Source organism: Microbulbifer maximicatervae (SeqCode), assembly GCF_052467505.1.
In genome coordinates this window covers 2,701,249-2,726,732 of sequence record NZ_CP174313.1, presented here as the reverse complement: position 1 = coordinate 2,726,732, position 25,484 = coordinate 2,701,249, and the positions used below count along the sequence as shown (strand labels likewise).

The following is a 25,484-nucleotide window of genomic DNA, read 5'->3' as shown; positions in this document are numbered from 1 at the left end:
ATGCGCTGAAAAATTGAGCAGGAAAACGCAGACTATTCCCGCGCCAAGTACCACCCCACTTTGATCAGAAGGAATCCCTTATGGCCGCCGAGTGGCTGATCGCCCTTACTTTTGTCGCCTATTTGGCGTTGATTGTTGTTATCGGTATTTACGCCTACATGCGTACAAAAAATGCCAGCGACTATTTCCTCGGCGGCCGTTCCCTGCCGCCGGCTGTGGCGGCCCTGTCTGCCGGAGCCTCGGATATGAGTGGCTGGCTGCTTCTGGGTTTGCCTGGTGCGGCCTATGCGGCGGGGCTCACTGCCGGTTGGATCGCAATTGGCCTTTTCTCCGGCATCGTTCTGAGCTGGGTGACAATGGGCCGGCGTCTGCGCATCTACACCTATGAGCTGGACGATTCCCTGACGGTGCCAGCTTATCTGGATCGTCGGTTTAAGATGGGGCACCCCTATCTGCGCACCGTCTGCGCGATATTCATCCTTCTATTTTTCCTTTTCTATGTAGCTTCGGGCCTGATTGCCGGCGGCAAACTGTTTGAAACGGTGTTTGGCTGGGATTATCGCTGGGCGGTGATTATCGGTGCGGTTGCCGTTATTTCTTACACGTTGTTTGGCGGGTTTTTGGCGGTGTCCTGGACCGATGTGTTCCAGGGGCTGCTGATGAGTGCGGCGCTGATTGCGGTGCCTCTCGTTGTTATTTCCGACCAGGGTGGTTTTTCTGCCAGCTGGACTCGGCTGCAAACGGAGATGCCACAGCTGACCCACTGGATGACCGATAACACGGGGCAAACATTAAGCCTGGTGGCGATACTCAGTTCCCTTGCGTGGGGATTGGGCTACTTCGGCCAGCCGCATATCTTGGCGCGATTTATGGCGGTGCGCAGCCCTAACGATATTCCGGTTGCGGCGACAGTAGCGGCGGTTTGGTCTCTGGCGGGCTTCTTGGGCGCAATGGCGGTAGGTTTGTTTGCACACCTGGAAATCCAGCAGAGCCTGCCTGATGGCGAAACTGTGTTTATGGAAATGGTGCAGGTGCTGTTCCACCCGCTAGTTGCCGGTGTTCTTTTGGCGGCGATTCTATCTGCCATTATGAGTACGGCAGATTCCCAGCTGTTGGTGTCCTCGGCTGCACTGGCGGAGGATATTTACCACGTTTGGTTTGGTCGTGAGACCACCCCGGAAGCCATGGTGAAAGTGGGGCGCTGGGCGGTGGTTGCTTTATCACTAGTCGCTGTGTGGATTGCGATGGACCCGGATTCCAAGGTTCTGGATGTGGTGAGTTACGCCTGGGCTGGCCTGGGCGCTGCCTTTGGCCCGGCGTTGCTGATCAGTCTCTACTGGTCCCGTATGACGGGCAGTGGCGCTATTGCCGGTGTTATCGTTGGCGGCCTCACCGTTGTGGTGTGGGAGCAACTCTCCGGTGGCATTTTTGATGTTTATGAGCTGTTGCCGGGTTTTGTTTTCTCTTCAGCTGCTATCGTGTTAGTGAGCGCGCTGACGAAGTGCCCGGAAGCCGTTGCCTCACAGCACCGCAAGTTGCTTGGTTGAGGGGGCAGGGCAGGACTTGAGCCCGAGCGACTCGCTCGGGCCGAGACAGACCAGCCGCGCTAGGGACGCATCTCTGGCAAAGGTGCGACTGTTGTGAAGTGAAATGGATTTCCATCCGCAGCAATTATTCAAAAAGCGGTTGGAGATGCTGAGTGATCAAAGTTCATCTCGGTGATATCACTCGATTGCACGTCGATGTAATCGTCAATGCTGCCAACAGCCGTCTCTTGGGAGGCGGTGGTGTTGATGGGGCCATACACCGCGCAGCGGGGCCCAATCTATTGGAGGCTTGCCGCAGTCTGGGCGGTTGTCCTGTTGGTGAAGTGCGCGCCACTGGCGCTTATTCCATTCCCGTAAAACGTATCTACCACACGGTTGGGCCAGTTTGGCGCGGCGGCAGTTTGGGTGAGCCCGAGTTGCTCTCCAGCTGTTATCGGCACTGCCTGGCATTGGCTCGGCGCGAAAACATGCGCTCGATTGCTTTTCCGGCGATCAGTTGTGGCGTTTACGACTACCCCCCGGAGCTGGCCGTAGAGGTGGCTGTAGAGCAGGTACAGCAATTCCAAGAAAAGGAGGGGGCGCCGCAGCAGGTTGTATTCTGTTGTTTCGATAAATCGATGGCGGATCTCTATTTATCCCAGTTAGATGCTTACGTTAGGCGCTAAAAGCCACGTTTTGTAGGCCTCGTGGTATATATGGCCATTGATTGATATCCATGGCTTGGGGATTATTATTGCTCTGACAATAACAATATAAGAATGAGGAGATTGTCATGCGCAGTGCCCAGCAGTGGTTTTCAGAGTATGGTGAGAGTCATCAGAATCCGATCAACAAATCCATTCATTGGATTGCTGTTCCCGTAATTTATGCGACCGTGGCCGGACTTCTGTGGGCAGTTCCGCAGCCGGAATTTATGGCGACAATTCCCTGGCTGAACTGGGCTGTCGTGGTGACAATCCCGATTCTTCTGTTTTATTTCGCGATGTCGTTTCCCATTGCCCTGGGAATGACGGGGTTAACTGTTCTGTGTTTGTGGGCTTGGTCGGTATTGGAGCGGCTGGGGGTGCCTATCTGGCAGACGGCACTAGCCTTATTCGTGATCATGTGGGTGTTCCAATTTATTGGCCACCATATCGAAGGCAAGAAACCCTCTTTCTTTAAGGACTTACAATTCCTGTTGATCGGCCCAGCCTGGGTGATCGGGTTTATTTACCGGAAACTGGGCATTCAATATTGATTGCCGGTTTATGCAGATGAGTGGCTGTGGCCACTCATCGATCTATCCCGCTATCGGTTGTAGTGAACCGGTACTTCCAGTGTCTCTTTGACTTCTTCCATCACCACATAGCTGGTGCATTCCTGCACCTCCGGCAGTGTCAAAAGCGTTTCACCGTAGAACTTACGGTAGGCACTCATATCCGCCACCCGGGCTTTGATCAGGTAATCGAAATTCCCGGATACCAGGTAACACTCCTGCACTTCCGGCAGGGCGGCCACGGCGTTGCGAAATTCCTCGAAGGCGTCCTGTGCGGATCGATTCAGTCTGATCTGCACAAAAACCACCAGAGCAGCATCGAGGTACTCAGGGTTGATAAGGGCGGTGTAGCCCTGAATGACATTGTCACTTTCCAGGCGTTTGACCCGTTCGACGCAGGGGGTCGCGGTCAGACCTACCTGCCGGGCCAGCTCTGCATAGCTGGTTCGTCCATTCTTTTGTAGAACACGCAATATGTTCCGGTCGATAGTGCTTAGCTCTCCCGCACGTTTGCGCATAACTGCTGACTCCGAATTGGTCGACATGGTCAAAAAGTAGACTTGGCGACAGGTTGTATAGTGGATTCCACTAGTTTTATCAAAAATCTACTAAATATCCACTTCTTATCTGTTCTTATACTGGGGAAAACATAGAAATTAGGTACTCCTATTTGATTAAGGCAGTACCGAGCGCACAGAGCGAGGAGAAGGAAAATGTTGATTGGCGTCCCTAAAGAGATTAAGAACCACGAGTATCGTATTGGCCTGACGCCGTCGAGTGTTCGCGAACTGGTTGGCCACGGCCACCAAGTGATCGTACAGAAGGATGGTGGTGCCGCTATTGGTTTCCCCGACGAGATGTACGTTCAAGCCGGCGCCAAGATTATCGATACTCCGGAAGAGATTTTTGCCACTGCCGATATGATCGTCAAGGTAAAAGAGCCCCAGCCCCACGAGTGCGAAATGCTGCGCCCTGGGCAGGTTCTGTACACCTATCTGCACCTGGCTCCAGACCCCAAACAAACTGAGCTGCTGGTGAAATCCGGCGCTACCTGCATCGCTTATGAAACTGTAACCGACCGCTTCGGTGGCCTGCCTCTGCTGGCGCCTATGTCTGAAGTTGCCGGTCGTATGTCTGTACAGTGCGGTGCCCACCACCTGGAAAAAGCCCAGGGTGGTCTCGGCGTACTGCTCGGCGGTGTTCCCGGTGTAGCTCCCGCTAAAGTCCTGATTATCGGTGGCGGTGTTGTTGGTACTAACGCAGCGAAGATGGCCCTGGGTATGGGGGCTGACGTTACTATCCTCGACCGTTCCCTGCCGCGTCTGCGTCAGCTGGACGATATTTTCGGTGGTGCGGTTCGCACTGAGTACTCCACTAACGATGCTATTGAAAAGCACGCACTGGAAGCTGACCTGGTTGTTGGTGCGGTTCTGATTCCTGGCGCGGCAGCCCCCAAACTGCTGACCCGCGACATTATCAGCCGCATGAAGAAAGGCGCAGTTGTAGCTGACGTTGCTATTGACCAGGGCGGTTGTTTCGAGACTTCCAAGGCGACTACTCACCAAGAGCCTACTTACGTAGTTGATGGTGTGGTTCACTACTGTGTTGCCAATATGCCCGGCGGTGTAGCTCGCACCTCCACTATGGCCCTGAACAATGCCACCCTGCCTTTCGCGGTAGCCCTGGCAAACAAAGGCGCCAAGCAGGCACTGTTGGACGATTCCAACCTGCTGGAAGGCCTGAATGTTCACGCTGGCATGGTGACCTACCAAGCCGTAGCCGACGTATTGGGTTACGAGTTTGTAGATCCCAAACTGGCTCTGCAAAAACAAGCAGTAGCGGAAGACGCTGTAGCTTAATTGCCCCGGTGGCCGCCTGCGGGCGGCCGCATTGTAAATAAGCGGTAACGCGCTTGTTGTTGGGAAGTTTCCCCCGGAGCGCTCTTTGCGTTCCTCTCTGTGAGACCTGGTGGCATAGCCACTAATTGATAGCCGCGTATTTACGCGGCTTTTTTATGCGCGTTATTTATGCTTTGGAGAAAGCTGGACTTGTTGTTTAGGGAAAAACTGGGGAAGGGGAGGAGGAAAAGAAAAAAGGATGCTGAGGGACTTCCTTGTCGCCTCACGGGGGAGAGGGGTTTAGGGCTAGGGTTAAATAACCCAGATTTCTACCCGGCGATTTTTTATCTTTGAACTGGAGCTGTTGGAGGCTACCGGCAGATAGGCACCAAAGCCCTGAACCGGTGCTGTATTAATCTGGTGATCCCTTAGAGCAGAGCGAACGGTAACTGCGCGTAGTTTTGATAAAACGATTGAACGCCCCTCACTGACTTTCTCATCGCCAAACCCGATCAATAGCAGTCGCTTGTGGCTGTTCTCAGGCTTTTGCATAAAGCGGACAAGTCGCTGTATATCCTGTTTTGCCTTGTTATCTAAAGAGGCGCTGCCTTCAGAGAAACGGAAGTTAATGCTCAGGCGCTCTGCATTTTCCGTTAATTTCAGGTATTCGCTGGGCCCATCCCGGTTGGCTTCAGGTTTTACACCGATTGGCGTCTGCGCGACAAACCCAGTGGCCTTTACCAGCTCCTGCCCCTGTTCACTCTGTACAAAGTGCAGGAACTCTTCGGCGACGGGTTTTAAACCGTAAGCAGCGGTATAGAGAAATAGACGGCGGGAGAGGGGGTAGTCTTCAGTTGCAATTGTCAGATGCTCTGGAGCTTGCGGTTGGGTGTTCTGGTCAGATACCGATACGGCCTTGGCTCGTCGAATAGATGCCAAGCCGACAAACCCAATACTGTTGGGGTTTGCCGAAACACGGTCCGACAATTGATCATTTGATTCGAAGCGTTTTGCATTGGCAATAAGGGAGTGCTGTTTTCCAAGTACCAAGCTTTTAAACGTATCCCAGGTACCGGACTGATTATCTCTCGCGAGAACTTTGATGCGACCTTTCTGCCCGCCCACTTCAGACCAGTCGGTAATTTTTCCGGAAAATATTTCTGCTATTTGTTGCAGGGTTAATTGGCTGATGGGGTTTTGAGGGTGAACAATAATTGCCAGGCCATCGATGGCAATAACATGCTCGGCACCTTGACCGCGCATATCTCCAAAGCGACTCAGCGCTGCGTGCTCAGCATCTTTTATTGGTCGCGAAGCCATGGCGATATTGGCCTGGGACCGTTCAAGGCCTTTAAATCCAGTGCTTGAACCGTGTGCCGCAATATCGACATATATTTTTTTGCCACCGAGATCCCCTTGCACTCGCACCTCATTTTCTTTCTCTAGGGGAATAACCTCCAGATTACTGCCACCTCGAGATTCCAGGTAATCACTCACCAGGTTGGGTGCCAGCTTTGCACCGACAGTATTGGAGCCGTGTAGAGTAAAAAGCAGGCCCGTTGTATCGGGAGGGAAACGGGTTTGGGCTGTAGAAGTTGCAGCAGCCAGGGCCATCCCAAGAAGAAAGAGGGTAAGGGTTTGCTTTAGCCGGCTTAAGAATACGCTCATAGTAATTCGACCGTAAGGTGGTAAAACGAGGGCGCAAAATATGACTTAATTGTGACAAATTGATGAAATATTGATTGCTAAATTGTGCAAATGTCTCATCGCAAGAGATAGGTAACTTTACTGGGGGTTATTTGAACAATTGAAGTATGGGTAGTTAAGCTTTCGTAAATACTTAAAAAGCAATACGTCGGGTAAGTACTCAGAGGCTCCTGTGGATATGCAGCAGAGCCTCGTAAAGTCCGATAATTTAAAACGCGGGAAATAACCGGCTAATTAGCACTGGCAGTGCAGTTTCTACCCGTAAAATACGTGGACCCAGGTGAACGGATTGAAAGCCTGCTTCTTGGAGCTTCTCGACTTCATAACTGATAAAGCCGCCTTCAGGGCCAATGGCTAAAGTGGTCGGTTGCTTTATGTCCACAGGGCAAGCCGTTCCCCCTACTGGATGAGCCACCAGTTTACGGGAGTCACTGGAAAGGGAAGGGAGTTCGTCTTCGACAAACGGTTTAAAGCGTTTGCGCAACAGAATTTCCGGCAGTTGCGTATCGACAGCCTGCTCTAGTCCGAGCAAGCATTGCTCAAAGAGTTTGTCTTCCTGCAACCAGGGAGTTTGCCAGTAAGACTTTTCGACCCGGTAACTATTAATTAAAACCAGTTTTTTGACCCCGAGCGCAGTCAGGTGCTGGATAACCCGCTTGAGCATTTTGGGGCGAGGCAGGGCCAAAATAAGTGTGAGAGGTAATGGCTGGGGCGGATCAATTGCGAATGCCACTTCAAGCTCGACGCACTTCTCGTCGAGCGTAACAATCTCGCCATTCCCTATTTGCCCGTCGAGCAGTCCGACACGAAGTTGTTGTCCCGGAGCTGCTCTGTGAACCTTGGTGATATGCTCCAGCTGGCGTCCACTAAGGCGGACGCGATTGGGACTAATAAAGTCGTGCTTTTGTAAAACAATCAGGTTCAAAGTCGGGCGCCTTGGTACTTCAATTTATAACGGTGTCGGTGCTATGGGGCTGGGCTAGCTGGTTTGAGCTGAAGCAATCGCGCCTTTGCCAATACCTTCGTAGGCTCTTACGGTAATCGCTTTCCCAGGCTCTTTAGCCGCCAGGGTGTTGGCGATATATTGGGCCAACTGCTCCACCGTGGTATCACAGTCAAGAATTTCACAAACCTTGGCAGGGATGGACAGGGTGAAGTTTCCCTGTTGTGCGCTATAAGCAAAGTTATGGATTTCCTCACCGCGATCATCGACAGTTGTTGAAACCAGATCCTCGCGAGTGCCCAGGTAGATATCTTCCCAGCGCTTAGCCCAGTACTTTTCCAGTTCTGTATCGCGTTGGCCACCCGTCATGACCTGAATGCGTGAACGGTGTCCATGGGCGATACGTTGGCAGTTACCAAGGTGTTTTTTCAGGCCATGGCTGTAGTGGTAGAAAGCATCTTCAATGACTTCACAGTGGAAGCTGAGCTTGAGCTTCTCCACGCTATCGGGGAAGTGGCTGGCCAGCTGCTGGACACACCAGACGGCGACGCTCTCAGGAGTAATTACCTCGGCGTCCACTAAGGCAAAAGCTTGTTCCGGACCTGACACTTTAATAGAGGCCCCGTTTTCCAGTAGCCAGGTCAGGTTAACCTGGTCTCCACTGTGCTCCAGGGTCAGTTGGGGTGAGCGGGTAGGTACCAAGAGGCGGTGGTCGACTTGATCATCCAGCCAATGCCTCAGGGTCTTTTTCACTATTCCAAAGTCGCAAACCATCCCCTGTTCATCCAAGGCGCCATCGAGGGCTGCGTTTGCCAGCCAGGTCTCGCCTACGATGCCTCGTTTTGAGTCGAGGTAGCTGAAGTCAACGTTGGTTAAATTATCGACAAACAAGTGCATGAGTAACTCTTTGCAGGGGGTGAGATAGTAGTCGTTTATTATAACCTGTTAATAGGGCTGGATCTTATTCGTTTATGCCTCTATAATCGCGCCCTCTTCGGATGCACTGACACCGAAGATCGTTGTGGCGGCCCTCCCGGTCCCCTCGCAATGAGCAGCTGTGAACTCCGCCAGGCCCGGAAGGGAGCAACGGTAGCAGTGGTATCATGTGCCGAGGGTGTTGCTGGTTGGGCTGCCTCCAATCTCTCCCTTCTTTGTTTCAAAAATCATCCCCTGAAAAATCCCCGTTGAGAGTGTTTTGCTCGACCGTGTCCTGGGTTTTTACTCTTTTCCTCACCAAATTTTTTCCCGCAAAGACGATATAAAAGGGGATTTTGTGTCGATCTGGCTCGATCTTCGGCCTTGCCGTCGCTGATTGTGTGGGGCTTATGCTATAAACGGCGTCAACTATAAGCAGATCTAAAAATGATTCTTGAGGAGAAAATGAAAAAAGTTGCTCTCTCGATAGCGGTTGCCGTTGCACTGTCTGCCTGTGACAGTGGGCAGCAAGCGGTAAAACCGGTTGGTGTGGCTCAGGCGACTGCGGAAAGTCCAGCTGAGAATTCCCAGCTGACAGCCAAAGATGCGCAAGCTTTCCTAAATGATGCCCAGGCTCGCTTGGAAAAAATGGGGCAAGAGGCAAGTCATGCGGCTTGGCTTGCTTCTACCTATATCAATATTGATTCCCAATATGTAGAGGCTTTGGCTTCAGAGCGATACACCACCCTGGCAGTGGAGCTGGCTTCAGAGGCCGCCAAATTTAACGACCTGGACCTGGACCCGGATACCCGTCGTCAGTTGACCATGTTGAAGCAGGGTTTGGTTTTCCCCGCGCCGAAAGATCCGGCATTAACTTCTGAGCTGGCGCAAATTGGCTCAAAAATGCAGGGCATGTACGGTGCCGGTAAATACTGCCGCGAAGATGCCGGTGAAGAAAAGTGCTATACCCTGACCGAGATGGGGCAGGTGATGGCGACTAATCGCGATCCTGAGTTGCTTAAGGATTTGTGGGTTGGTTGGCGTAAAGTTTCTCCTCCCATGAAGCCTCTGTATGAGCGCCAGGTGGAGATTGGTAATGCCGGTACCAAAGAATTGGGTTATGACAACCTAAGTGTTTTTTGGCGCTCCAAATACGATATGGCTCCGGATGCCTTTGCTGCGGATATGGATACCCAGTGGGGTAAAGTGAAGCCGTTGTACGAAGCTTTGCACTGCCATGTTCGCGCCAAGTTGAATGAGCATTACGGCGATGACGTAGTGCCGGCTCAGGGTAAAATCCCTGCGCACTTGCTGGGTAATATGTGGGCCCAGGAGTGGGGTAACGTCTATGACATAGTCAAAGACGATGACATGCAGGCGCCCTATGATCTGACTCAGCTGGTGGTTGATTCCGGCATGAGTGAAAAAGACATGGTTAAAGTGGGGGAGAAGTTCTTCACCTCCCTGGGCTTTAAGCCTCTACCGGAAACTTTCTGGGAGCGCTCTCAGTTCACCCAGCCACGCGATCGCGATGTAGTTTGTCATGCCAGTGCCTGGAATATGGATGGGCAGGACGATCTCCGCATCAAGATGTGTATCAATAAAACGGGTGAAGACCTGGTTACCATCCACCATGAATTGGGCCACAACTTCTACCAGCGCATCTATAAAGATCAGCCTTTCCTCTATAAAAATGGCGCTAACGACGGTTTCCACGAAGCTGTTGGCGACACTATCGCGCTTTCCATCACGCCGAAGTACCTGAAGGAAATCGGTCTGATGAATGAGGTGCCGGATGAGAGTAAAGATATCGGTTACCTGATGCAGCAGGCGCTGGATAAGATCGCCTTCCTGCCATTTGGTCTGCTCGTTGATAAGTGGCGCTGGCAGGTATTCAACGGTGAGGTGAAGCCGGAAGATTACAACAAAGCCTGGTGGAAACTGCGTGAAGATTACCAGGGCATTGCCGCTCCGGTAGAGCGCTCCGAAGAGAACTTCGATCCGGGTGCCAAGTACCATATCCCCGGTAATACACCTTACGCTCGCTACTTCCTGGCGCGTATCCAGCAGTTTCAATTCCACCGTGCGCTGTGTGAAGCCGCTGGTGAAACCGGACCGCTGCACCGCTGCTCCATCTACCAGAATGATGAGGCTGGTAAGAAGCTGCGCGCTATGTTGGCAATGGGTGCAAGCAAGCCCTGGCCGGATGCTATGGAAGCGCTCACCGGTCAGCGCGACCTGGATGCTTCCGCCATTATCGATTACTTCCAGCCGCTGATGGCATACCTGGAAGAGCAGAACCAAGGGCGTCAGTGCGGTTGGTAATCTGAGCTTTCAATTTTGTCGGTATTAGAAAAAGGGGCTTTGCCCCTTTTTCTGTTTTATGCGCACGTGAAATATGAATCTTAGGAATTAGTTGTGAGACTCAGTTATTAGTGGACAGGGGGTTGCTCTTCCTCAGAATTTAGAAAGCTGGCAGCAGCATTTAAAAATGCTTCCAGCGGGGGGTGGAGAGACCCAGTACCGACTTGATAACGGTTCATGCTTTTGTGGGCCAAGCCAGAATTAATTGTTGGTGTTGTACCGGTCCTGATAATTTTAAGTAGGTCGAATCCAAGAGGGGCGCCTCTCCCCTCGATGCCCGGAGTAACGACAAAGTCACTTTCCGAGTGACAGATATCGTACATTTTCAGTATGTTGTCGATGTTATCTTGGTATGTTCCTGAGAATATTTTGTGGGTGCCGCCAAAACCCATAGTCTCTGTGATGGCGCTGTCTCCCATATCTCGATTGACATCTGCAGGAGTGATGCCCGGCATTAATAATCCATGGCCAACCCCAGCCAAACCGGTAAACCAGGCCTTGTCCAACCCTGAAACTTGAATACCAAATTCCGTCCCATTACGAGCCATGGTTGTGATAATACTGCTGTGAGGAATACCGCTGCCTGCATCGGAAACAAGTTTGCAGGTGGCCATGATTGGGTTCAACGGGAATGTCTCATCCTTGTAAATTTGGTTCGCAATCTTTTCAATATCTTTTCGCTTTTTACTGGCCCGAATAACTCCCGGCATTAAAATTCTGGAGAAAATCAGTGTTGCGGCATTAGTCATGACATGGCAGTCGTCCCCCATAAGGAGGCTGCGGCCAATGATCGGTATAAAATCAATCCCGCCTTCATCTAGAATTGCTTGATTTAATACGGGAGCAATTTCGTCCTCTATCCAGCGAAGGTAATTTATTGCTGATTTATCGTAGACACCAAAGCGGATAGAGCTGCCGCGGTAATCGGCACGATCATCACTGAGATTGGAGTAAGCGCGATTACCAGATAGCTTATCTTCGACAATATACACAGACATTGAATAGGTAATAATACCTGCCATTGGCCCGACGGCATTGTGGTTGTGGCAGGGCTCAAGATCAACTTGGCCTTCCTCCATAACCTGTTCGGCTTCGGCTTTATCTTTAGCGAACCCCTCATAAATTAGACCGGCAATTATTGCGCCCTTTAACGGACCTGATGCCCGCTGCCAGGTTATTGGGGGGCCGGCATGCAAAATTAAATTCTTCCGCATTCCGGGAATGTTGTCGCTAGCTTTACCTATTCCGATCAAAATCGGCACAGCTTGCTTCATACGTTTAATGGATTCGTCATTAGCTTGCTGATTAAGTGCTTGGAATTCAGGGGTTGCCAGTTTATGGAGGATTTCCTCGGTGCTGGGCCTGAATTCAATATCCGTTCTCATCCCTACTCCCCTGAATTTAGCAATTCAGCATATTGTTCAGTAATGATGTTCATATTGCGTAGCATTAGATCCGTGGTGCCGGTAATTACCTGAATTTGGCGCTTTTCAGATATTTTCATATTTCCCTCAAACCCCCGGCTGGCGTAACTCAGATGGTCTTTTGCCTTTCGTAGATTGTCATTGATCTCTGGAGTATTGAGGGGGCTCTCCAATAGCTGGTTCAGTCGGTTGGAGTATTCGGAGAGATCTTCTTGCAATCCGGTTTCGGCATCATCCAAGGATACTTCCCATAGTTTAGCAGCGTAGTTCTTGGCGATTCTCTGGGAGAGCATACGCTGGCGGCCGGCGATATTAATGAGTTCGGCGCTGTTGTGATTGGCGACTTGTTGGAGTTGGACCACATAGGTGTGGGCGGCAGAAAGAAGGGAGTTGCTGCGCTGAAATAATTCGCTGGCGCTTTGTTTATTGACTGGTTGTGAGGCGACAGACTCAAACGCTTTCCATTCTTTTTCAACTTCAACAAGTTGATCTCTGATCTTTTCTGCGCCATGAAAATTATTTAGTTTCTCGTGATTCTTTTTAAATTCGTGAATTGATCGGGCAAATACCTTTTCGTGGCGCTCTGCATCCGGTTGAATGCCGCGCAAGATGTAAGTCTGGGTGATGCGTTGGGATAGCATTCTTTGTCGACCAGCCGTATTGATGGCGTCTCCCATAGAGAAGGCTGCGACATCCAGGCTTAAAATTAACAAGATAAATACTGCTGACAACTTCATGATTTTACTCTTGTAGTTTGACTTACTTCACAATTTAAGTGGGTTTGATGTTTGCAATGCATGCGTGAGCTCTCTCGGCTAATGAGAGGTCGCAGAGGTATTACGGAGTTATTCAGAGATCCTTGAGTAACAGTGATGTGAGCTTATAGGGGCTGCTTTCTGAATAAGGCGATTTTGAACAAAATTGATAAGTTAAACAAATAAGCTCCGAATTCCATTGATTGAGCAAAAATAAATAATTTAAATACGTTGTTAGGAAATAAAATTTTGCAAACTCATCTGGTTTTAGGATTTGACGTTCCTTATATCAAATTTAAGGATGGAGATATCTAACCCTTTTTTTCGGTGTTAACGCTTTGGTGGTATTTGGATTGGGGGTGAGGGGGAGTTTTCTGGGGAGTGGGTTGTTGTGGGGTTAATGGAGGCTTAGGTGAGGAGGATAATAGCTGGGAATAAAAAAGGCCCTACCAGGGGTAGAGCCTTTTTCCTATCAGATCTAAGTTGACTTAGAACTGGTAATTAAGGGCCACGCTGAATAGGTAGGCTTCAGTTTTGGTGGTGCCGCCATCGTAGTAAGTTATCAACTCTTCAATGCTGAAGTTAGCTTCTTGGATAACTTCGTCATCACCCCAGATGTAGGCGAAAGCGCCATCAACAGTGAGTTTGTCAGTTAGTGAGTAGGTGCCGCCAACGGTCAGCCACTGGCGATCAGTGTCGGGAATCGACAGGGTACGCCAGGTAATTGGGAGGTCTTCGTTTACCAGCTCTGAGAGTTCTTCGGTTTCTTCTCTATTTAAACCGTCACGGGCAGCACCCTGATCGTAAGCATAACCGAAGCGGAAGGTCCACTCATCACTGTGGTAGTACTCACCAGCAATACTGAAGCGGGAACCACTTTTGAAGTTTTCCTCTTTCAGTAGAAGAGGGTTGTAATCCTCAAAAAACTCTGGATCGACGCTAGGAATGAAGGCTTCGAGGCGCTCGAAGCGGTCCCAGTTGGTCCACATGTAACCTACTGCCACACCCCAGTTATTGTTGAAGCGGTGATAGAAGCCCAGCTCCAGCGTGTCTGGCAGATTTAGGGTGAGGTTGCCAGGAGTGTCGTCAAACGGATCAAAGGGTGTTGGGGCTAGGTCGGAACTTACCTCCCCTTTAATTTTAGGGTCGTACTTGGCATGGTAGGAAATACCTGCGCGAGTGTTGTCGCTAATGCGCCATAGGCCGCCAATGGTCCAGCTCAGATCCCAGGCATCCCCTTTCACGTCCAGAAGGGTGGCGCCAGCGGGGTTAAATCCTAAGACAGGTTCTACAACATCACCGATCAGGAAGTCATCGGGGAAGGTGGTATTCAGTTCGGCATCGACATAGAAAATATTAGCCGCGATACCAACACTGAACTGATCGTTAAAATCGTAAGCAACAGATGGCTGGATGTTTACGGTCAGCAGTGAAGTTTTGTTGGCGATCGTAGTTGCGGGGAAGTTATCCGGGAAATCAGTTTCCAGGCCAAAGTCTGTGTACATGGCCAGGCCCCAGGACCACTCATCATTGATGGGAGCAGCCAGGTAACCATTGGGAATTACTGCGCTGGTGGCGTAGTCCTTGGCATTTGCGGGGGTTTCAAATGCTAAATAGCCAGTCTCTGGACTGCCAACATAGTAAGTGACATCACCATCCACATCGATCTCGGGGTCGACATAAGTAGCACCAAGAGAAATGGTATAAGTATTGAATAGTGCTGAACCGGCTGGGTTGCGCGCCAGAATTGCAGCGTTGTCGCCGATAGTGTTTTCGGCAGCAAATGCGCGGCCAAGGCCTGTTGCACTGGTTTCCTGCAAGTAGAAACCTGCAGCCATAGCGCCTTGGGAAACGGAGCTGATAGCTGCGGCCAGAACTGCGTGTCGCAGGTATTTTTTATTCATGAGAACCCATCTCTAAGTCTGCTGATTACTGAAAGCCATAAACAGGTTGGAATAAACTCTGCCATGGCAGGAAGGCCTTTAGACTTATATAAGTACCTTCCACTTCCGTAGCAAATCCCTTACTAAAAAGTCTAGCAATACGTCATTGCCCTAGTGAGGGAGAGGAGTGACTTTATAAAGACAATGGGGACAAAAATCTATCCAAGTCGACGGATTTTTTTTCATCAGTCGAAAATGTGGCCATTTATTGGCTGGCAGCGACTTTTTCGCCATTGATGGATAAATTTGTCAGGTTGATTTGATACCTTTTGCCATTTTCTTCTCTTTGGATAAGTTTCACCAAAGCGTAGTTCCATTGCGGTGCGATCCAGACAGTTGTCTCTCTTCCTGAGTCTTTATCTCTAACTCGAGCGACTTTAATTGTCTCCACCGGACCCAGAGGTGTTTTTAGGGTTTCAGTGCCAACTTGACTGAATTTGTAATCGCGAATTTTTTTGCCGTCGGCAACTTTGTATTGAAGGTCTGTTTTTCCAGCGGCGACATCGAGTGCCAGTTGGATTTGATAGCTCACCTTGTCAAGAATATTGGGTGGGGCGTCTTTGAGATCCCGCTCCGGATTATGGACGTTAAAGATCATACCTTTTGACGGTTCGAAATTAAGCACCGTGGCGCGATTTCGACCAAGGCCTTTGCGGCGATATTCGTAATGTTGGGGGGTGATATGGCCATCCTGGCTGGTAAAGCGAGAGTACTCTTTAATGCTGGCAAAAAGGGCGCTGCTATCGAAGTCCAGGCGCCAGTTGCCGTCCTGTCCGGACAATTCCCGAGTGGCGGTAATGCTGATCCCATTAAATCGGGCGGCGTAGGTGGCTTTGAAAGGTTCCAGCTCAGCAGCAATTGCCTGGCCGGTAATTAAAAAAAGAAACAGAGAGGTAGCAAAAAGGCGCACTGTGATATCCCACAAAAAACTGAACCCTTTTGAATACTAGCTGGCGAGGCGCGCAAAGTACATTGAAGGACTTTTACCCCGCCAGCTATCAAGGGCTGGTTTTATGCGGAAACCTGAACCCCGTGGTGAGGTAGTAATTCACCATTCAGCTGAACTCGATCATCCACCATTTGCAGGCGCTGCTGAGCAAACCAGGTAACCGCCATGGGGTAAATGATGTGTTCTTGAACCTGCACTCGCTTTGCCAGCAGCTCAGGAGTGTCTCCCTCCTTTACAGGAACAATGGCTTGGACGATAGGTGGCCCGCCATCGAGTTCCTCGGTGACAAAATGTACGGTTACTCCGTGTTCTTTGTCCCCGGCTTCCAGTGCCCGCTTATGGGTATGTAGGCCCTGGTACTTCGGCAGTAAGGAGGGGTGAATGTTGATCAGGCAGCCGTTGTAGTGGCGCACAAAGTCGGGCGTCAAAATACGCATAAACCCAGCCAGTACAACCAAATCTGGTTTGCACTTGTCGATCTCTTCGATCAAGGCGTGATCGAAGGTTTCTCTGCTGGAGAAATCCCGGTGATCCACCACAGAGGTGGGAACGCCTGCCTGTTCTGCGCGAGTCAGCCCATAGGCATCTGCCTTATTGCTGACAACTGCAGTCACGGAAAAAGGCGCGTCCTCTTGTGCGGCGGCATCCAGCAGAGCCTGCAGGTTGCTGCCACTACCGGAGATTAATACGGCAACTCTACAAGACATTACAGCCCCGCCAGCTCTACTGCTTCCGCCCCTTCTTTGGCATCTTCGATAGTGCCAACGACAAAGGCGTCTTCGCCCATTTGCTTGAGAGCGGATAGTACCGACTCGGATTGCTCTGCAGGCACGCAAATAACCATGCCAACACCGCAGTTAAACGTGCGGTACATTTCGCGGCTATCGATATTGCCTGCATCACGCAGCCAATTAAATACAGGAGGCATTTCCCAGCTGGTGACATCAATACGCGCGCTGCAGCCTTCGGGCAGTACGCGGGGCAGGTTTTCCAGTAAGCCGCCGCCAGTGATATGGCTTAGCGCATTCACCTGGAAAGTCTTCATTAATTGCAGCAGGTTTTTAACGTAGATACGGGTCGGGGCCATCAGCGCCTTGGCCAGGGTTTCACCGCCGATGTCCTGCTGGAGATCGGCACCGCTGACTTCGAGAACCTTGCGGATCAGGGAGTAGCCATTGGAGTGGGGGCCACTGGAGGCCAAGCCGATCAATACGTCGCCAGCTTTAACTTTGCTGCCGTCGATGATTTCAGATTTTTCTACGACACCGGTGCAGAAGCCTGCCAGGTCATAATCGTCGCCTTCGTACATGCCGGGCATTTCGGCGGTCTCGCCGCCGACCAGTGCGCAGCCTGACAGCTCACAGCCTTTGCCAATGCCGGTAACTACTTCTGCAGCAATATCGACATTGAGTTTGCCGGTTGCGTAATAGTCGAGGAAGAAGAGGGGTTCAGCTCCTGCTACGATCAAGTCATTCACACACATGGCGACAAGATCGATACCGATGCTGTCGTGAATGCCCAAGTCCATTGCCAGGCGTAACTTGGTACCCACACCGTCGGTGCCGGAAACCAAAACCGGCTCTTTATAGCCGCTTGGAAGTTCACACAGGGCGCCGAATCCGCCCAGTCCGCCCATTACCTCGGGGCGGGATGTGCGTTTGGCGACATTTTTGATGCGCTCTACCAGTGCATTACCTGCGTCGATATCGACACCGGCATCTTTATAAGAGAGGGATGTTTGCGTAGATTGCGGCTTGGAATCGCTCATGATTCTTCCTGCGGTGGGTATTCGAAGGGCGCGTATTCTATCTGGGTCTTGCCTCGGGAGCCACGCCCAGACGGCATCTCGAAGGGGGATTTCGGCATTTTCTCACCATTTGAACTGTGAAATCACTCCGATAGTGAGAACTCGGGGCTGAGAGAAACGTCTGACGCTGATACAATAGCCGCAATTTTTAGTCCGCCCTAAAATCTGGCGTCTTGCACATCGATAATAATTTCTGCAAGCTCAGGGGCGGAAAATAAGAGGTTTGGAGAGAAGTCCTATGCACAAGCTGCTCCGGCAGGGATTGGTGTTGCAGTTGCTGGCTCTGATCATCAGTGTTCTAGCCCTACCGGTCCAAGCTCGAGTCATCTCGGATTTGTACGAAGTTGTCGAGGCTGTGTCGAGTCGCGGAGCCACGGATCGTGCAGCAGCCGGAAGTCGCGGCCTGGAACGGGTGTTCGTACGTGTTACGGGAGATGCCGCTGTCGGTAGTAACCCAAATGTGCAGCCGATATTAAAGAATGCACAGCAGTTTGTTCAGGGGTATCGCTATACCCGCGAGGACAATCAGCTCTACTTACACCTTTCCTTTGATCCCCAAGCGATCTCCCGGCAAGTTAATCAAATGAACTTGCCCATGTGGCCTAACAATCGCCCCGGCACTTTGGTGTGGCTTGCAGTAGATACCTTGCAAGAGGGCCGCAGTGCTTTGAGTGAAGAGGCGACCCCGGAGCTCTTCTCTGTACTCGAGGCAATGGCTATCGAGCGCGGTGTCCCCCTGGATTTCCCTGTAATGGATCTCAATGACCAGCGCAATATGCCCCTGGGAGCTCTCTGGGCCCAGGATGAGCAAGCAGCTGAGAAGGCGGGTTTTCGCTATAGCCCCGATGCCACTTTGATGGGCCGGGTGCTTCAAGCTTCAGGCCATCGCTGGCAGGCAGATTGGTTGCTAATCCACGGTGGTCGCAGCTATGCCTTCGATACTGCCGGAGGTTCGCTGGAAGAGGTCGCTCTGCGCGGCGTTAACCAACTGGCCAATATTCTTGCACAGCGCTATGCGGTGTCCCCGAATGGCCAGGACAATCAGTTGGGTGCGGTGATTGTTGAGTTGTCTGGTATCGACAGTTTTGCTGATTATGCCAAGGCATCTGGTTATCTACAGGGGTTGGCACAGGTTAGCAGTGCTAACCTGCTCTCTGTTGAAGGGGACCGAATGCGCCTGGCACTGGTCACTTCAGCAGGGTTGAGCAATTTGCGTGATACCCTGGCTCTAAACCATAAATTGCGAGCACAAGCGGACGGAGACGCCATTAACCTGAATGGATACCGTTCACCCTTGGGCAGCGCTGAGAATCCGTTGCGCTATCACTGGGATTGAGATGAGTATTCCGCAACAATTGCCGCTGGGGGTATCCCTGCGGGATGACGCCACTTTTGATAACTTCTACCTGTCGGATTCAGATCCAAATCGACAGGTAGTTGCCCTGCTGCAGTCTTTTGCCAGTGGCGAGAATCCTGAGTCTGTAATTTACATTTGGGGTGAGGCGGGTAGTGGTATTAGCCACTTGCTTCAGTCTGCTTGTCAGTGCGCAGAGGCCAATGGTCGCTCTTTCCATTATCTCCCTCTCGCAGACCTAATGAACATGGACCCGGCTGTTATTCTCGACGGACTCGAACGCCTGGACCTTGTCTGTATAGATGATGTTCATTTGTTGGAGGGGCAGCCCGAGTGGCAGACCGCTATTTTCCATCTCTATAACCGAGTTAAGGATGGCGGCAGGCAGTTATTAATGGGGGCTCGCAAGTCACCCCGCGGTATGGATATTGCCCTGGCTGATTTGCAGTCACGCCTGCACTGGTCCCTGGTGTTCCAGCTCAAAACCCTGAATGACAGCGACAAAGTTGCCGCCCTGCGCCGTCGCAGCCGTCTGCGCGGTTTCGACCTGCCGGAAGATGTGGCCCAGTACATATTGCACCGTGCCCCGAGGGATACTCGAGCACTCTTTCTGTGTCTGGAGGAGTTGGACCGGGCTTCACTTATGGCTAAGCGTAAAATCACCATTCCTTTTGTTAAGCAGGTTTTGGATATCTGACCCCAGCATTGGACTCTGGCCGACCTGCTTTAGCTCCCTGAGCTCATTTGGGCTCCTCTGTCTTGTGTTTTAGCGGCACTAGACGCTTTTTTCGCCTATTATGGTTGGTGTTTACTCACTTCACCTCCCCCTATCTACTCCTGCTCCATCTCCTTCACCTGTGTATTTCCGTGTGAAATCTGCTCTGCTCACGATACCAATTTGAGGCAGCGAGTGGGTTTATGGTGAGTCTTGCCCCTGTTTGCTCCCAAATGTCTCTGGTTGAGGGCAGCGTTATGCCAAACATTCATAAAATCCTGTATGTCAGCCATGCTGCTGAGGATGAAAGCAGTGGGCTCATGCAGGCTTTTGCGGTGGCGCGCAATCATCAGGCGGAGATTAAGGTTTTACTGGTCTGTCCGAAGGTGCCGGAAGGTTTTGAGGAGTTTAGTCGGCTCTGTGTGAGGACAATGCTTGATAGGGTCAGGAGTGAAATTGAGTCGGCCCGCGTACATATGGAGTTATCGGCGGAAAGGACCAATTTGGAGATTGAGTCAGATTGTGGTGCCCGACCTGCCGAGCGGGTGATTCGCCGGGTATTGGCTGAGGGCTATGACCTGGTGATCAAGAATGTTGAGGGTCGCAGTCAGCTTAAGGGTTTCAAGGCAATGGATATGGATCTGCTGCGAAAGTGTCCCTGCCCGGTATGGCTGTGCCGCCCAATCAAGGAACATCGCAACAAGATTCAGGTGGCTGTAGCTCTCGACCCTGAATGCGAGGATGGTAGCACTTATGACTTGGCGATCCGGTTGCTGCGCTGGTCGCGAGTACTCGCTGACAGTTGCAGTGGGGTGTTGAACGTTATTTCCTGTTGGGACTTCGATATCGATGGATACTTGCGGCGCCATTTTCCCTTGAGCGCTTCTGAGGAAGAGTTGGATGAGGCCACTGAATCAGCGCGGGCCCAACACCGATCAAAGCTCGATGTATTGATACGTGCATCCGGAATTGAGGGGGAAATACGTATTCACCATGTGGTTGCCCATCCTGATAACTTTATTCCATTGCTGATTGATGAAGAAGGTCTCGACTTGCTGGTTATGGGCACTGTTGGACGGGCGGGTATTCCCGGTTTCATTATGGGGAATACTGCAGAGAATATATTGCAGAAGGTCAGTTGCTCCCTGCTGGCTCTGAAGCCCAGTGACTTTGTATCGCCGATAAAATAGTTGTGAATTATGGGGCTAATTCAGCTTGCCCCCTGCGCTGATCGCTCTATCGGAATTCTCTACTGCGGGAGTTGAGGTGATCCTGATCCCGGGACAAAATTACAGCTAAGAATTCGGGAGAAATATAATGATTAAGACTATTGCCAAATGGTTTGGCGGCTTATTTTTTGTGGGGGTTTTGGCAGTTTCTGCTTTTGCTATTAATGCAGTTTATTTCAAGCCTTGGTCTATAGATGTATTTTTTGAACGTGTCTTTATAAAAATCGGCAGTAGCAGTCCGGAAATCCTTTCACAAATTAGAATTTTGGAACAATTTGGAATTGATGGACACAATGCGCATCTCGATGATTTGTCTGAAGAAGAGCAGTTGCGTGTTATTGAAATGATGAAGAGCGAGCTGGCGGTATTGCGCAGCTATGATCGCGAAAGTTTGGAAGGGCAGCAGGCCATTTCCTATGATGTGTTAGAGCATCTTCTCAGTATAAAGACAGAAGTTGAACGCTGGAGACACCATGATTACCCGCTTAACCAAATGTCGGGTGAGCAGAATAGGTTGCCGGAGTTTCTCGCTGAAGTGCATCAGATCAACAATGTAAAAGAAGCTGATTATTACTTGTCTCGTCTGGGAGAGATTGGACGTAAGTTTGACCAATTGCTGGATGGCCTGAAGATAAGGGAAGAGAAAGATATCCTGCCCCCGCGTTTCGTTGTCGATAGTGTTTTAGAGGAAATGCAGGGTTTTATCGCCGCGCCGGTAAAAGAAAATATACTTTATACCTCATTACTGGAGCGACTTAACAAAATTGAAAAGCTGGATAAACAGGAGCGGGAACGTATTCTCAGCCAAGCTGAGGTACTGATTGGTACAGAAGTTTACGCCGCGTATCAAGGGCTAATCGATTATTTCAGTACTCTCCGGTTAAAAGTTGGAGAGAATAATGGTGTTTGGGCATTGCCGGATGGGGATGCCTACTATGCCTATCAAGTACGCAACTTTACCAGTACAGATATTGCACCGGAGGAACTCCATCGTATTGGATTGGAAGAAGTTGCAAGAATTGAAACGGAAATGAATGAAATTTTTTCATCCGTTGGTAGAACCAGTGGCACTATTAGCGAACGTTTCTCTGCACTGAATAATGATCCCCAGTTTCTTTATGAGGATTCAGATTTAGGGCGGGAGAAAATTATTGCCGATTACCAGGTAATGATTGATGAAATTGATGCAGGCCTGGGTGACTATTTTGATTTAAAACCCAAAATGGGTGTTGAGGTGCGTCGAGTCCCAGAGTTTAAAGAGCAAGGTTCTGCGGGAGCCTACTACAACCCTCCGGCTATGGACGGGTCTCGCCCCGGCGTATTTTATGCAAACTTGCGGGATGTTCATGAAACCAAAAAGTTTGGAATGCGTACCTTGGCTTACCATGAAGCGGTGCCTGGGCATCACTTCCAATTGGCAATAGCGCAAGAACTAAAAGGTGTGCCGACTTTCCGTAAAATGGGGCTGTTTAATGCTTACTCGGAAGGGTGGGCACTGTACTCCGAGAAGCTTGCTAAAGAAGCCGGTTTTCAGGAAAACCCCTATGATGATTTGGGTCGGTTGCAGGCGGAAATGTTCCGGGCTGTGCGGTTGGTCGTGGATACTGGAATGCACTATAAGCGCTGGAGTCGCGAGCAAGCGATTGAGTATATGCTGGAAAAGACCGGTATGACTGAGTCCGAAGTCACCACCGAAATCGAGCGATATATGGTTTGGCCCGGTCAGGCACTGGCCTACAAAACCGGTATGCTAAAGATTCTTGAGTTGCGTGAACGCGCTAAAGAAGCGCTTGGTAGCCAGTTTGATATCCGCCAGTTCCACAATGTAGTTCTCACCAATGGCGCTTTGCCATTGGCAGTGTTGGAGCAGCAGGTAGATCAGTGGATAGAAACCAACAAGAGTTAGGATTCACTTTTGCAGAGTATTCGGCTATAGGATCGTCAAAAGAATAACTTTAAAGTTTGAGCAGCTTTACCGCTAGAAAGGGTGAAGGTGCTCGGATTATGTGGTTTTAGTTACTAAAAAGGGAGAAGGGAAGAATACACCGCGCTTGGGACCCCATGAGGCATGGATGCCGATTAGGAGCTTACAGGGATGTATTCACAGCGTGTCTCGAGTGCGGTGTATTCTTTCCTTCCACCCCAGTAGTAAGAGTAGTACTTGTAAGGGGTTGGTAAGTGCCGAAGTCAAAAGCTATTACGATAGATGATGGATTTTCTAGAGTTAAATTTCTAAAAGGAAGAACTCCCGAAACAACGGATGAGGATGCTAAAGATGCATTTGCCTTATTGTCCGAGTATAGGGATGGTGGAATATACGTAGCCCACTATTCAGGGAATAGCGAGTGGGAAAGACACACCAATGGAGATGAGTTTGTTCAAGTTATAGGTGGGGAAACAGCTCTAATTCTTCTCGTTAACGGTGATGAGAAGCGGAACGAATTATCAGCCGGGCAAATATTGGTTATACCAAAAGGTATCTGGCACCGATTTGAAACACCTAGCGAAGTAAAAGTTATGACTATCACCCCGCAGCCAACTGAGCACAGTATCACTAAGCCATGCGATACTTAAGAAATAGGATCATTCTACATGCTGCAGCGGTTTGCAGTACAAGAGTGAGTGCTGTTAGCTGGGGCTTTCAACCTTGAGCTATAGGGTTCTAAAAATGCAGGTAAACCAAGTATATCGCTTGTCCTCGTGTATATTTGGCTCTCGAATTGTTAGGTGTTCACTAATAGCTCAAACAAAAAAGGCCACAGATAGTGGCCTTTTTTAATTCTGTTTTAACCTTTTAGTTATACTTTTGGAGTTCTGGTGTTTGCTATCCACTCGTCAATAATTTCCTCCAGGGCATCCAGTGGTACTGGGCCGTTGGCCAGAACTGCATTGTGGAATTGGCGAATATCAAACTTTTCTCCCAGTTCTTTTTTGGCTTTCTCGCGGAGCTGTAAAATTTTGAGCATGCCAATTTTGTAGGCTGTTGCCTGGCCGGGTAATACGATATAGCGCTCGACTGCTTTAATCACATCCCCCTCAGGATTAGGGGTGTTTTCCATCAGGTATTGTATGGCTTGTTCTCGGGTCCACTTCTTAGTGTGAATTCCGGTATCGACTACAAGGCGTCCTGCTCGCCACAACTCCATGGCGAGGCGCCCAAAATCTGAGTAGGGGTCTTGGTAGAGTCCCATCTCTTTTGGCACCATTTCAGAGTAAAGGCCCCAACCCTCGGTATAGGCGGTATAGTGACCATATTTGCGGAATTTAGGGATATCCTGTAATTCCTGGGTGATAGAGAGCTGCATATGGTGGCCGGGGATACCCTCGTGGTATGCCAGTGCTTCCATCTGGTAACTGGGCATATCGTCCATGTTGTAGAGGTTGGCATAGTAGATGCCTGGGCGTGATCCGTCGGCAGCAGGTTGCAGGTAAAAAGCTTTACCGGCAGATTTCTCCCGGAATGGTTCTACCGCTCTCACATCGAGGTCCGCTCTAGGTTTGGTGATAAATAACTCGTCCAGCCTACCCTTCATGGTATCGATAATGGTAGTAGCCTTCTCAAGATATGCAGCTTTCCCCTGTTCAGTGGTCGGGTAATAAAATTGCTGGTCGGTGCGCATAAATTCGAAGAAGTTTTTCAACTTACCTTCGAATTTTACTTTACGCATAATTTCACGCATCTCATCATGGATGCGAGTCACTTCTTCAAGGCCAATCCTATGAATTTCTTCGGCTGTCATATCGGTAGATGTGTAAAAGCCGAGGCGAAAATTATAAAAGTCACTGCCATCTGCCAGTTTCCAGGCGCCATCATCAGTAGTTGCGCGTATCTCAAGCTCTTGCAGGTAGTCGATTAGGGTTTTATAGGCGGGGCCAGTGTTGTCTTTTAGTGCTGTTTTAGCTTTATCTATTAAGGACTTTTTCTGCTCTTTACTGATATCGAGACTTTCTACTTTTCCCTTAAAGTCAGCAAATAGAGGGCTGTCCTTTTTTCTGTCAAAAGGAGCACCAGTAATTAGGTTTTGTGCATCTCCAATAACATAGGGGAAAACGAATTTTGGGATAGTGGTGCCAGCTTTGGCGTTTTCTTCCAGTTGGTCTTGCAGCTGTGCGAAATACTGGGGAATTCTATTTAAGCGGGAAATATAAGCTTCGGCATCCCTGATGTTATCGATACGGTGCTGGCTGATAAGTGTTGAAGCGGCGCCGGTATGGGTGGCGAACATTTGGTTGACTGGGTAATTATGATTTCGCCACTTATAGGCTTCGATCTCTTGTTGCAAAGTGCGTTTTGCCAGTCGAAGATTAAGTTGGGTAGGTCGATCCAATATAGCGGGATCAATTTTATTCAGCTCGGATAATTGACGCTTATTAACTTCATGGGTTTCTTGCGCAAACTCAGGAGTTAGATCATTCCATTTGCCGTACTCCTCTTTCAGACCCAAGAATGTTTTGAATTCAGGGCTGCGGTCTAGATGCTCCTGGAAGAACTTATCGAATAGCAAATTGACCTTCTTGCTGGCCTCACTCATTTCTTTGCTGACTTTCGGGGGAGGTGACTGATTAAGTGCACTTTCCTCTAAGGGGGCAATCTTATGTGCATCTGCATTGTTGGTACTATCGTTGCAGCCCGTGAGGATGAGTGAGCTTACTGCCGCTGCAATCAGAGTTACTTTTAACTTCATGAGTACAATCCTTGCGTTCAAAGAGTAGCTCTTACTTTTTTATCATTATTTTTG

At 50.1% G+C, this 25,484-nt stretch carries 21 protein-coding genes and 1 other RNA gene; 11 read left to right on the top strand and 11 right to left on the bottom strand.

The window, feature by feature from the left end:
• The first annotated feature begins 80 nt into the window (after positions 1-80).
• The 3 genes from putP to ACJJIN_RS11990 all read left to right on the top strand — a co-directional run bounded on the left by putP (position 81) and on the right by ACJJIN_RS11990 (position 2,784).
• The gene (gene putP, locus ACJJIN_RS12000; protein WP_444894818.1) at positions 81-1,547 is read left to right on the top strand and encodes a sodium/proline symporter PutP; all 1,467 of its coding nucleotides are present in this window, start codon (positions 81-83) and stop codon (positions 1,545-1,547) included.
• 152 nt (positions 1,548-1,699) lie between these two features.
• The gene (locus ACJJIN_RS11995) at positions 1,700-2,212 is read left to right on the top strand and encodes an O-acetyl-ADP-ribose deacetylase (RefSeq protein ID WP_413664781.1); all 513 of its coding nucleotides are present in this window, start codon (positions 1,700-1,702) and stop codon (positions 2,210-2,212) included.
• A gap of 107 nt (positions 2,213-2,319) precedes the next feature.
• Positions 2,320-2,784 (top strand): Mpo1 family 2-hydroxy fatty acid dioxygenase, encoded by a 465-nt coding sequence (locus tag ACJJIN_RS11990; RefSeq protein ID WP_108732210.1) that lies wholly within the window; start codon positions 2,320-2,322, stop codon positions 2,782-2,784.
• Positions 2,785-2,834: 50 nt separating this feature from the next.
• Here ACJJIN_RS11990 and ACJJIN_RS11985 read toward each other — a convergent pair whose 3' ends face one another.
• Entirely contained in the window at positions 2,835-3,320 is a 486-nt protein-coding gene (locus tag ACJJIN_RS11985) for an Lrp/AsnC ligand binding domain-containing protein (RefSeq protein ID WP_282931670.1), read from the bottom strand.
• 195 nt (positions 3,321-3,515) lie between these two features.
• Between ACJJIN_RS11985 and ald the strand changes: the two genes are divergently transcribed.
• Positions 3,516-4,661 (top strand): alanine dehydrogenase, encoded by a 1,146-nt coding sequence (gene ald, locus ACJJIN_RS11980; RefSeq protein ID WP_413664782.1) that lies wholly within the window; start codon positions 3,516-3,518, stop codon positions 4,659-4,661.
• 291 nt (positions 4,662-4,952) lie between these two features.
• On the opposite strand, the gene ACJJIN_RS11975 is transcribed toward ald, so the two are convergent.
• The 3 genes from ACJJIN_RS11975 to ACJJIN_RS11965 all read right to left on the bottom strand — a co-directional run bounded on the left by ACJJIN_RS11975 (position 4,953) and on the right by ACJJIN_RS11965 (position 8,187).
• Positions 4,953-6,308 (bottom strand): substrate-binding domain-containing protein, encoded by a 1,356-nt coding sequence (locus ACJJIN_RS11975; RefSeq protein WP_444894817.1) that lies wholly within the window; start codon positions 6,306-6,308, stop codon positions 4,953-4,955.
• 247 nt (positions 6,309-6,555) lie between these two features.
• A complete protein-coding gene (locus tag ACJJIN_RS11970) occupies positions 6,556-7,272 on the bottom strand; it encodes a 16S rRNA (uracil(1498)-N(3))-methyltransferase (RefSeq protein ID WP_444894816.1) in 717 nt (238 codons plus the stop codon).
• 54 nt (positions 7,273-7,326) lie between these two features.
• Positions 7,327-8,187 carry a 6-carboxytetrahydropterin synthase gene (locus ACJJIN_RS11965; protein ID WP_444894815.1) on the bottom strand — a complete coding sequence of 287 codons (861 nt, stop codon included), beginning with the start codon at positions 8,185-8,187 and terminating at the stop codon, positions 7,327-7,329.
• A gap of 134 nt (positions 8,188-8,321) precedes the next feature.
• On the opposite strand from ACJJIN_RS11965, the gene ffs reads away from it, so the two are divergent.
• Positions 8,322-8,419, top strand: an RNA gene (gene ffs / locus ACJJIN_RS11960) — signal recognition particle sRNA small type.
• 251 nt (positions 8,420-8,670) lie between these two features.
• A complete protein-coding gene (locus ACJJIN_RS11955) occupies positions 8,671-10,530 on the top strand; it encodes a M2 family metallopeptidase (protein ID WP_444894814.1) in 1,860 nt (619 codons plus the stop codon).
• Positions 10,531-10,637: 107 nt separating this feature from the next.
• Here ACJJIN_RS11955 and ACJJIN_RS11950 read toward each other — a convergent pair whose 3' ends face one another.
• The 6 genes from ACJJIN_RS11950 to purM all read right to left on the bottom strand — a co-directional run bounded on the left by ACJJIN_RS11950 (position 10,638) and on the right by purM (position 17,408).
• Positions 10,638-11,954, bottom strand: a complete 1,317-nt coding sequence (locus ACJJIN_RS11950; RefSeq protein WP_444894813.1) for a YlbE family protein — start codon at positions 11,952-11,954, stop codon at positions 10,638-10,640.
• 2 nt (positions 11,955-11,956) lie between these two features.
• Positions 11,957-12,730, bottom strand: a complete 774-nt coding sequence (locus tag ACJJIN_RS11945) for a type IV pili methyl-accepting chemotaxis transducer N-terminal domain-containing protein (RefSeq protein WP_444894812.1) — start codon at positions 12,728-12,730, stop codon at positions 11,957-11,959.
• A gap of 506 nt (positions 12,731-13,236) precedes the next feature.
• Positions 13,237-14,652, bottom strand: a complete 1,416-nt coding sequence (locus tag ACJJIN_RS11940) for an OmpP1/FadL family transporter (protein ID WP_444894811.1) — start codon at positions 14,650-14,652, stop codon at positions 13,237-13,239.
• A gap of 244 nt (positions 14,653-14,896) precedes the next feature.
• Positions 14,897-15,601 carry a DUF3108 domain-containing protein gene (locus ACJJIN_RS11935; protein WP_282931679.1) on the bottom strand — a complete coding sequence of 235 codons (705 nt, stop codon included), beginning with the start codon at positions 15,599-15,601 and terminating at the stop codon, positions 14,897-14,899.
• Between the two features lie 101 nt (positions 15,602-15,702).
• A complete protein-coding gene (purN, locus tag ACJJIN_RS11930; RefSeq protein WP_444894810.1) occupies positions 15,703-16,347 on the bottom strand; it encodes a phosphoribosylglycinamide formyltransferase in 645 nt (214 codons plus the stop codon).
• The gene (purM, locus tag ACJJIN_RS11925; RefSeq protein WP_444894809.1) at positions 16,347-17,408 is read right to left on the bottom strand and encodes a phosphoribosylformylglycinamidine cyclo-ligase; all 1,062 of its coding nucleotides are present in this window, start codon (positions 17,406-17,408) and stop codon (positions 16,347-16,349) included. The genes purN and purM overlap by 1 nt, the downstream gene beginning before the upstream one ends.
• A 277-nt stretch (positions 17,409-17,685) precedes the next feature.
• Between purM and ACJJIN_RS11920 the strand changes: the two genes are divergently transcribed.
• The 5 genes from ACJJIN_RS11920 to ACJJIN_RS11900 all read left to right on the top strand — a co-directional run bounded on the left by ACJJIN_RS11920 (position 17,686) and on the right by ACJJIN_RS11900 (position 23,319).
• Positions 17,686-18,783: a DUF2066 domain-containing protein gene (locus ACJJIN_RS11920; protein ID WP_282931682.1), complete on the top strand. Its 1,098-nt coding sequence runs from the start codon at positions 17,686-17,688 to the stop codon at positions 18,781-18,783.
• Position 18,784: 1 nt separating this feature from the next.
• Positions 18,785-19,498: a DnaA regulatory inactivator Hda gene (gene hda / locus ACJJIN_RS11915; protein ID WP_282931683.1), complete on the top strand. Its 714-nt coding sequence runs from the start codon at positions 18,785-18,787 to the stop codon at positions 19,496-19,498.
• Positions 19,499-19,773: 275 nt separating this feature from the next.
• Positions 19,774-20,706: a universal stress protein gene (locus ACJJIN_RS11910; RefSeq protein ID WP_444894808.1), complete on the top strand. Its 933-nt coding sequence runs from the start codon at positions 19,774-19,776 to the stop codon at positions 20,704-20,706.
• A gap of 127 nt (positions 20,707-20,833) precedes the next feature.
• On the top strand, positions 20,834-22,651 hold the full coding sequence (locus ACJJIN_RS11905; protein WP_444894807.1) for a DUF885 domain-containing protein: 1,818 nt from the start codon (positions 20,834-20,836) through the stop codon (positions 22,649-22,651).
• A gap of 272 nt (positions 22,652-22,923) precedes the next feature.
• Positions 22,924-23,319: a cupin domain-containing protein gene (locus ACJJIN_RS11900; protein ID WP_444894806.1), complete on the top strand. Its 396-nt coding sequence runs from the start codon at positions 22,924-22,926 to the stop codon at positions 23,317-23,319.
• A gap of 224 nt (positions 23,320-23,543) precedes the next feature.
• Here ACJJIN_RS11900 and ACJJIN_RS11895 read toward each other — a convergent pair whose 3' ends face one another.
• Positions 23,544-25,430 carry a DUF885 domain-containing protein gene (locus ACJJIN_RS11895; RefSeq protein ID WP_444894805.1) on the bottom strand — a complete coding sequence of 629 codons (1,887 nt, stop codon included), beginning with the start codon at positions 25,428-25,430 and terminating at the stop codon, positions 23,544-23,546.
• Between the last annotated feature and the right edge of the window lie 54 nt (positions 25,431-25,484).

Coding starts and splice junctions, on each gene's coding strand:
- ACJJIN_RS11965 (WP_444894815.1), bottom strand. CDS start 8,187: ATGCACTTGTTTGTCGATAATTTAACCAACGTTGACTTCAGCTACCTC.
- hda (WP_282931683.1), top strand. CDS start 18,785: ATGAGTATTCCGCAACAATTGCCGCTGGGGGTATCCCTGCGGGATGAC.
- ACJJIN_RS11895 (WP_444894805.1), bottom strand. CDS start 25,430: ATGAAGTTAAAAGTAACTCTGATTGCAGCGGCAGTAAGCTCACTCATC.
- ald (WP_413664782.1), top strand. CDS start 3,516: ATGTTGATTGGCGTCCCTAAAGAGATTAAGAACCACGAGTATCGTATT.
- ACJJIN_RS11905 (WP_444894807.1), top strand. CDS start 20,834: ATGATTAAGACTATTGCCAAATGGTTTGGCGGCTTATTTTTTGTGGGG.
- ACJJIN_RS11940 (WP_444894811.1), bottom strand. CDS start 14,652: ATGAATAAAAAATACCTGCGACACGCAGTTCTGGCCGCAGCTATCAGC.
- ACJJIN_RS11955 (WP_444894814.1), top strand. CDS start 8,671: ATGAAAAAAGTTGCTCTCTCGATAGCGGTTGCCGTTGCACTGTCTGCC.
- ACJJIN_RS11910 (WP_444894808.1), top strand. CDS start 19,774: ATGCCAAACATTCATAAAATCCTGTATGTCAGCCATGCTGCTGAGGAT.
- ACJJIN_RS11985 (WP_282931670.1), bottom strand. CDS start 3,320: ATGCGCAAACGTGCGGGAGAGCTAAGCACTATCGACCGGAACATATTG.
- ACJJIN_RS11990 (WP_108732210.1), top strand. CDS start 2,320: ATGCGCAGTGCCCAGCAGTGGTTTTCAGAGTATGGTGAGAGTCATCAG.
- ACJJIN_RS11945 (WP_444894812.1), bottom strand. CDS start 12,730: ATGAAGTTGTCAGCAGTATTTATCTTGTTAATTTTAAGCCTGGATGTC.
- ACJJIN_RS11950 (WP_444894813.1), bottom strand. CDS start 11,954: ATGAGAACGGATATTGAATTCAGGCCCAGCACCGAGGAAATCCTCCAT.
- putP (WP_444894818.1), top strand. CDS start 81: ATGGCCGCCGAGTGGCTGATCGCCCTTACTTTTGTCGCCTATTTGGCG.
- purN (WP_444894810.1), bottom strand. CDS start 16,347: ATGTCTTGTAGAGTTGCCGTATTAATCTCCGGTAGTGGCAGCAACCTG.
- ACJJIN_RS11975 (WP_444894817.1), bottom strand. CDS start 6,308: ATGAGCGTATTCTTAAGCCGGCTAAAGCAAACCCTTACCCTCTTTCTT.
- ACJJIN_RS11920 (WP_282931682.1), top strand. CDS start 17,686: ATGCACAAGCTGCTCCGGCAGGGATTGGTGTTGCAGTTGCTGGCTCTG.
- purM (WP_444894809.1), bottom strand. CDS start 17,408: ATGAGCGATTCCAAGCCGCAATCTACGCAAACATCCCTCTCTTATAAA.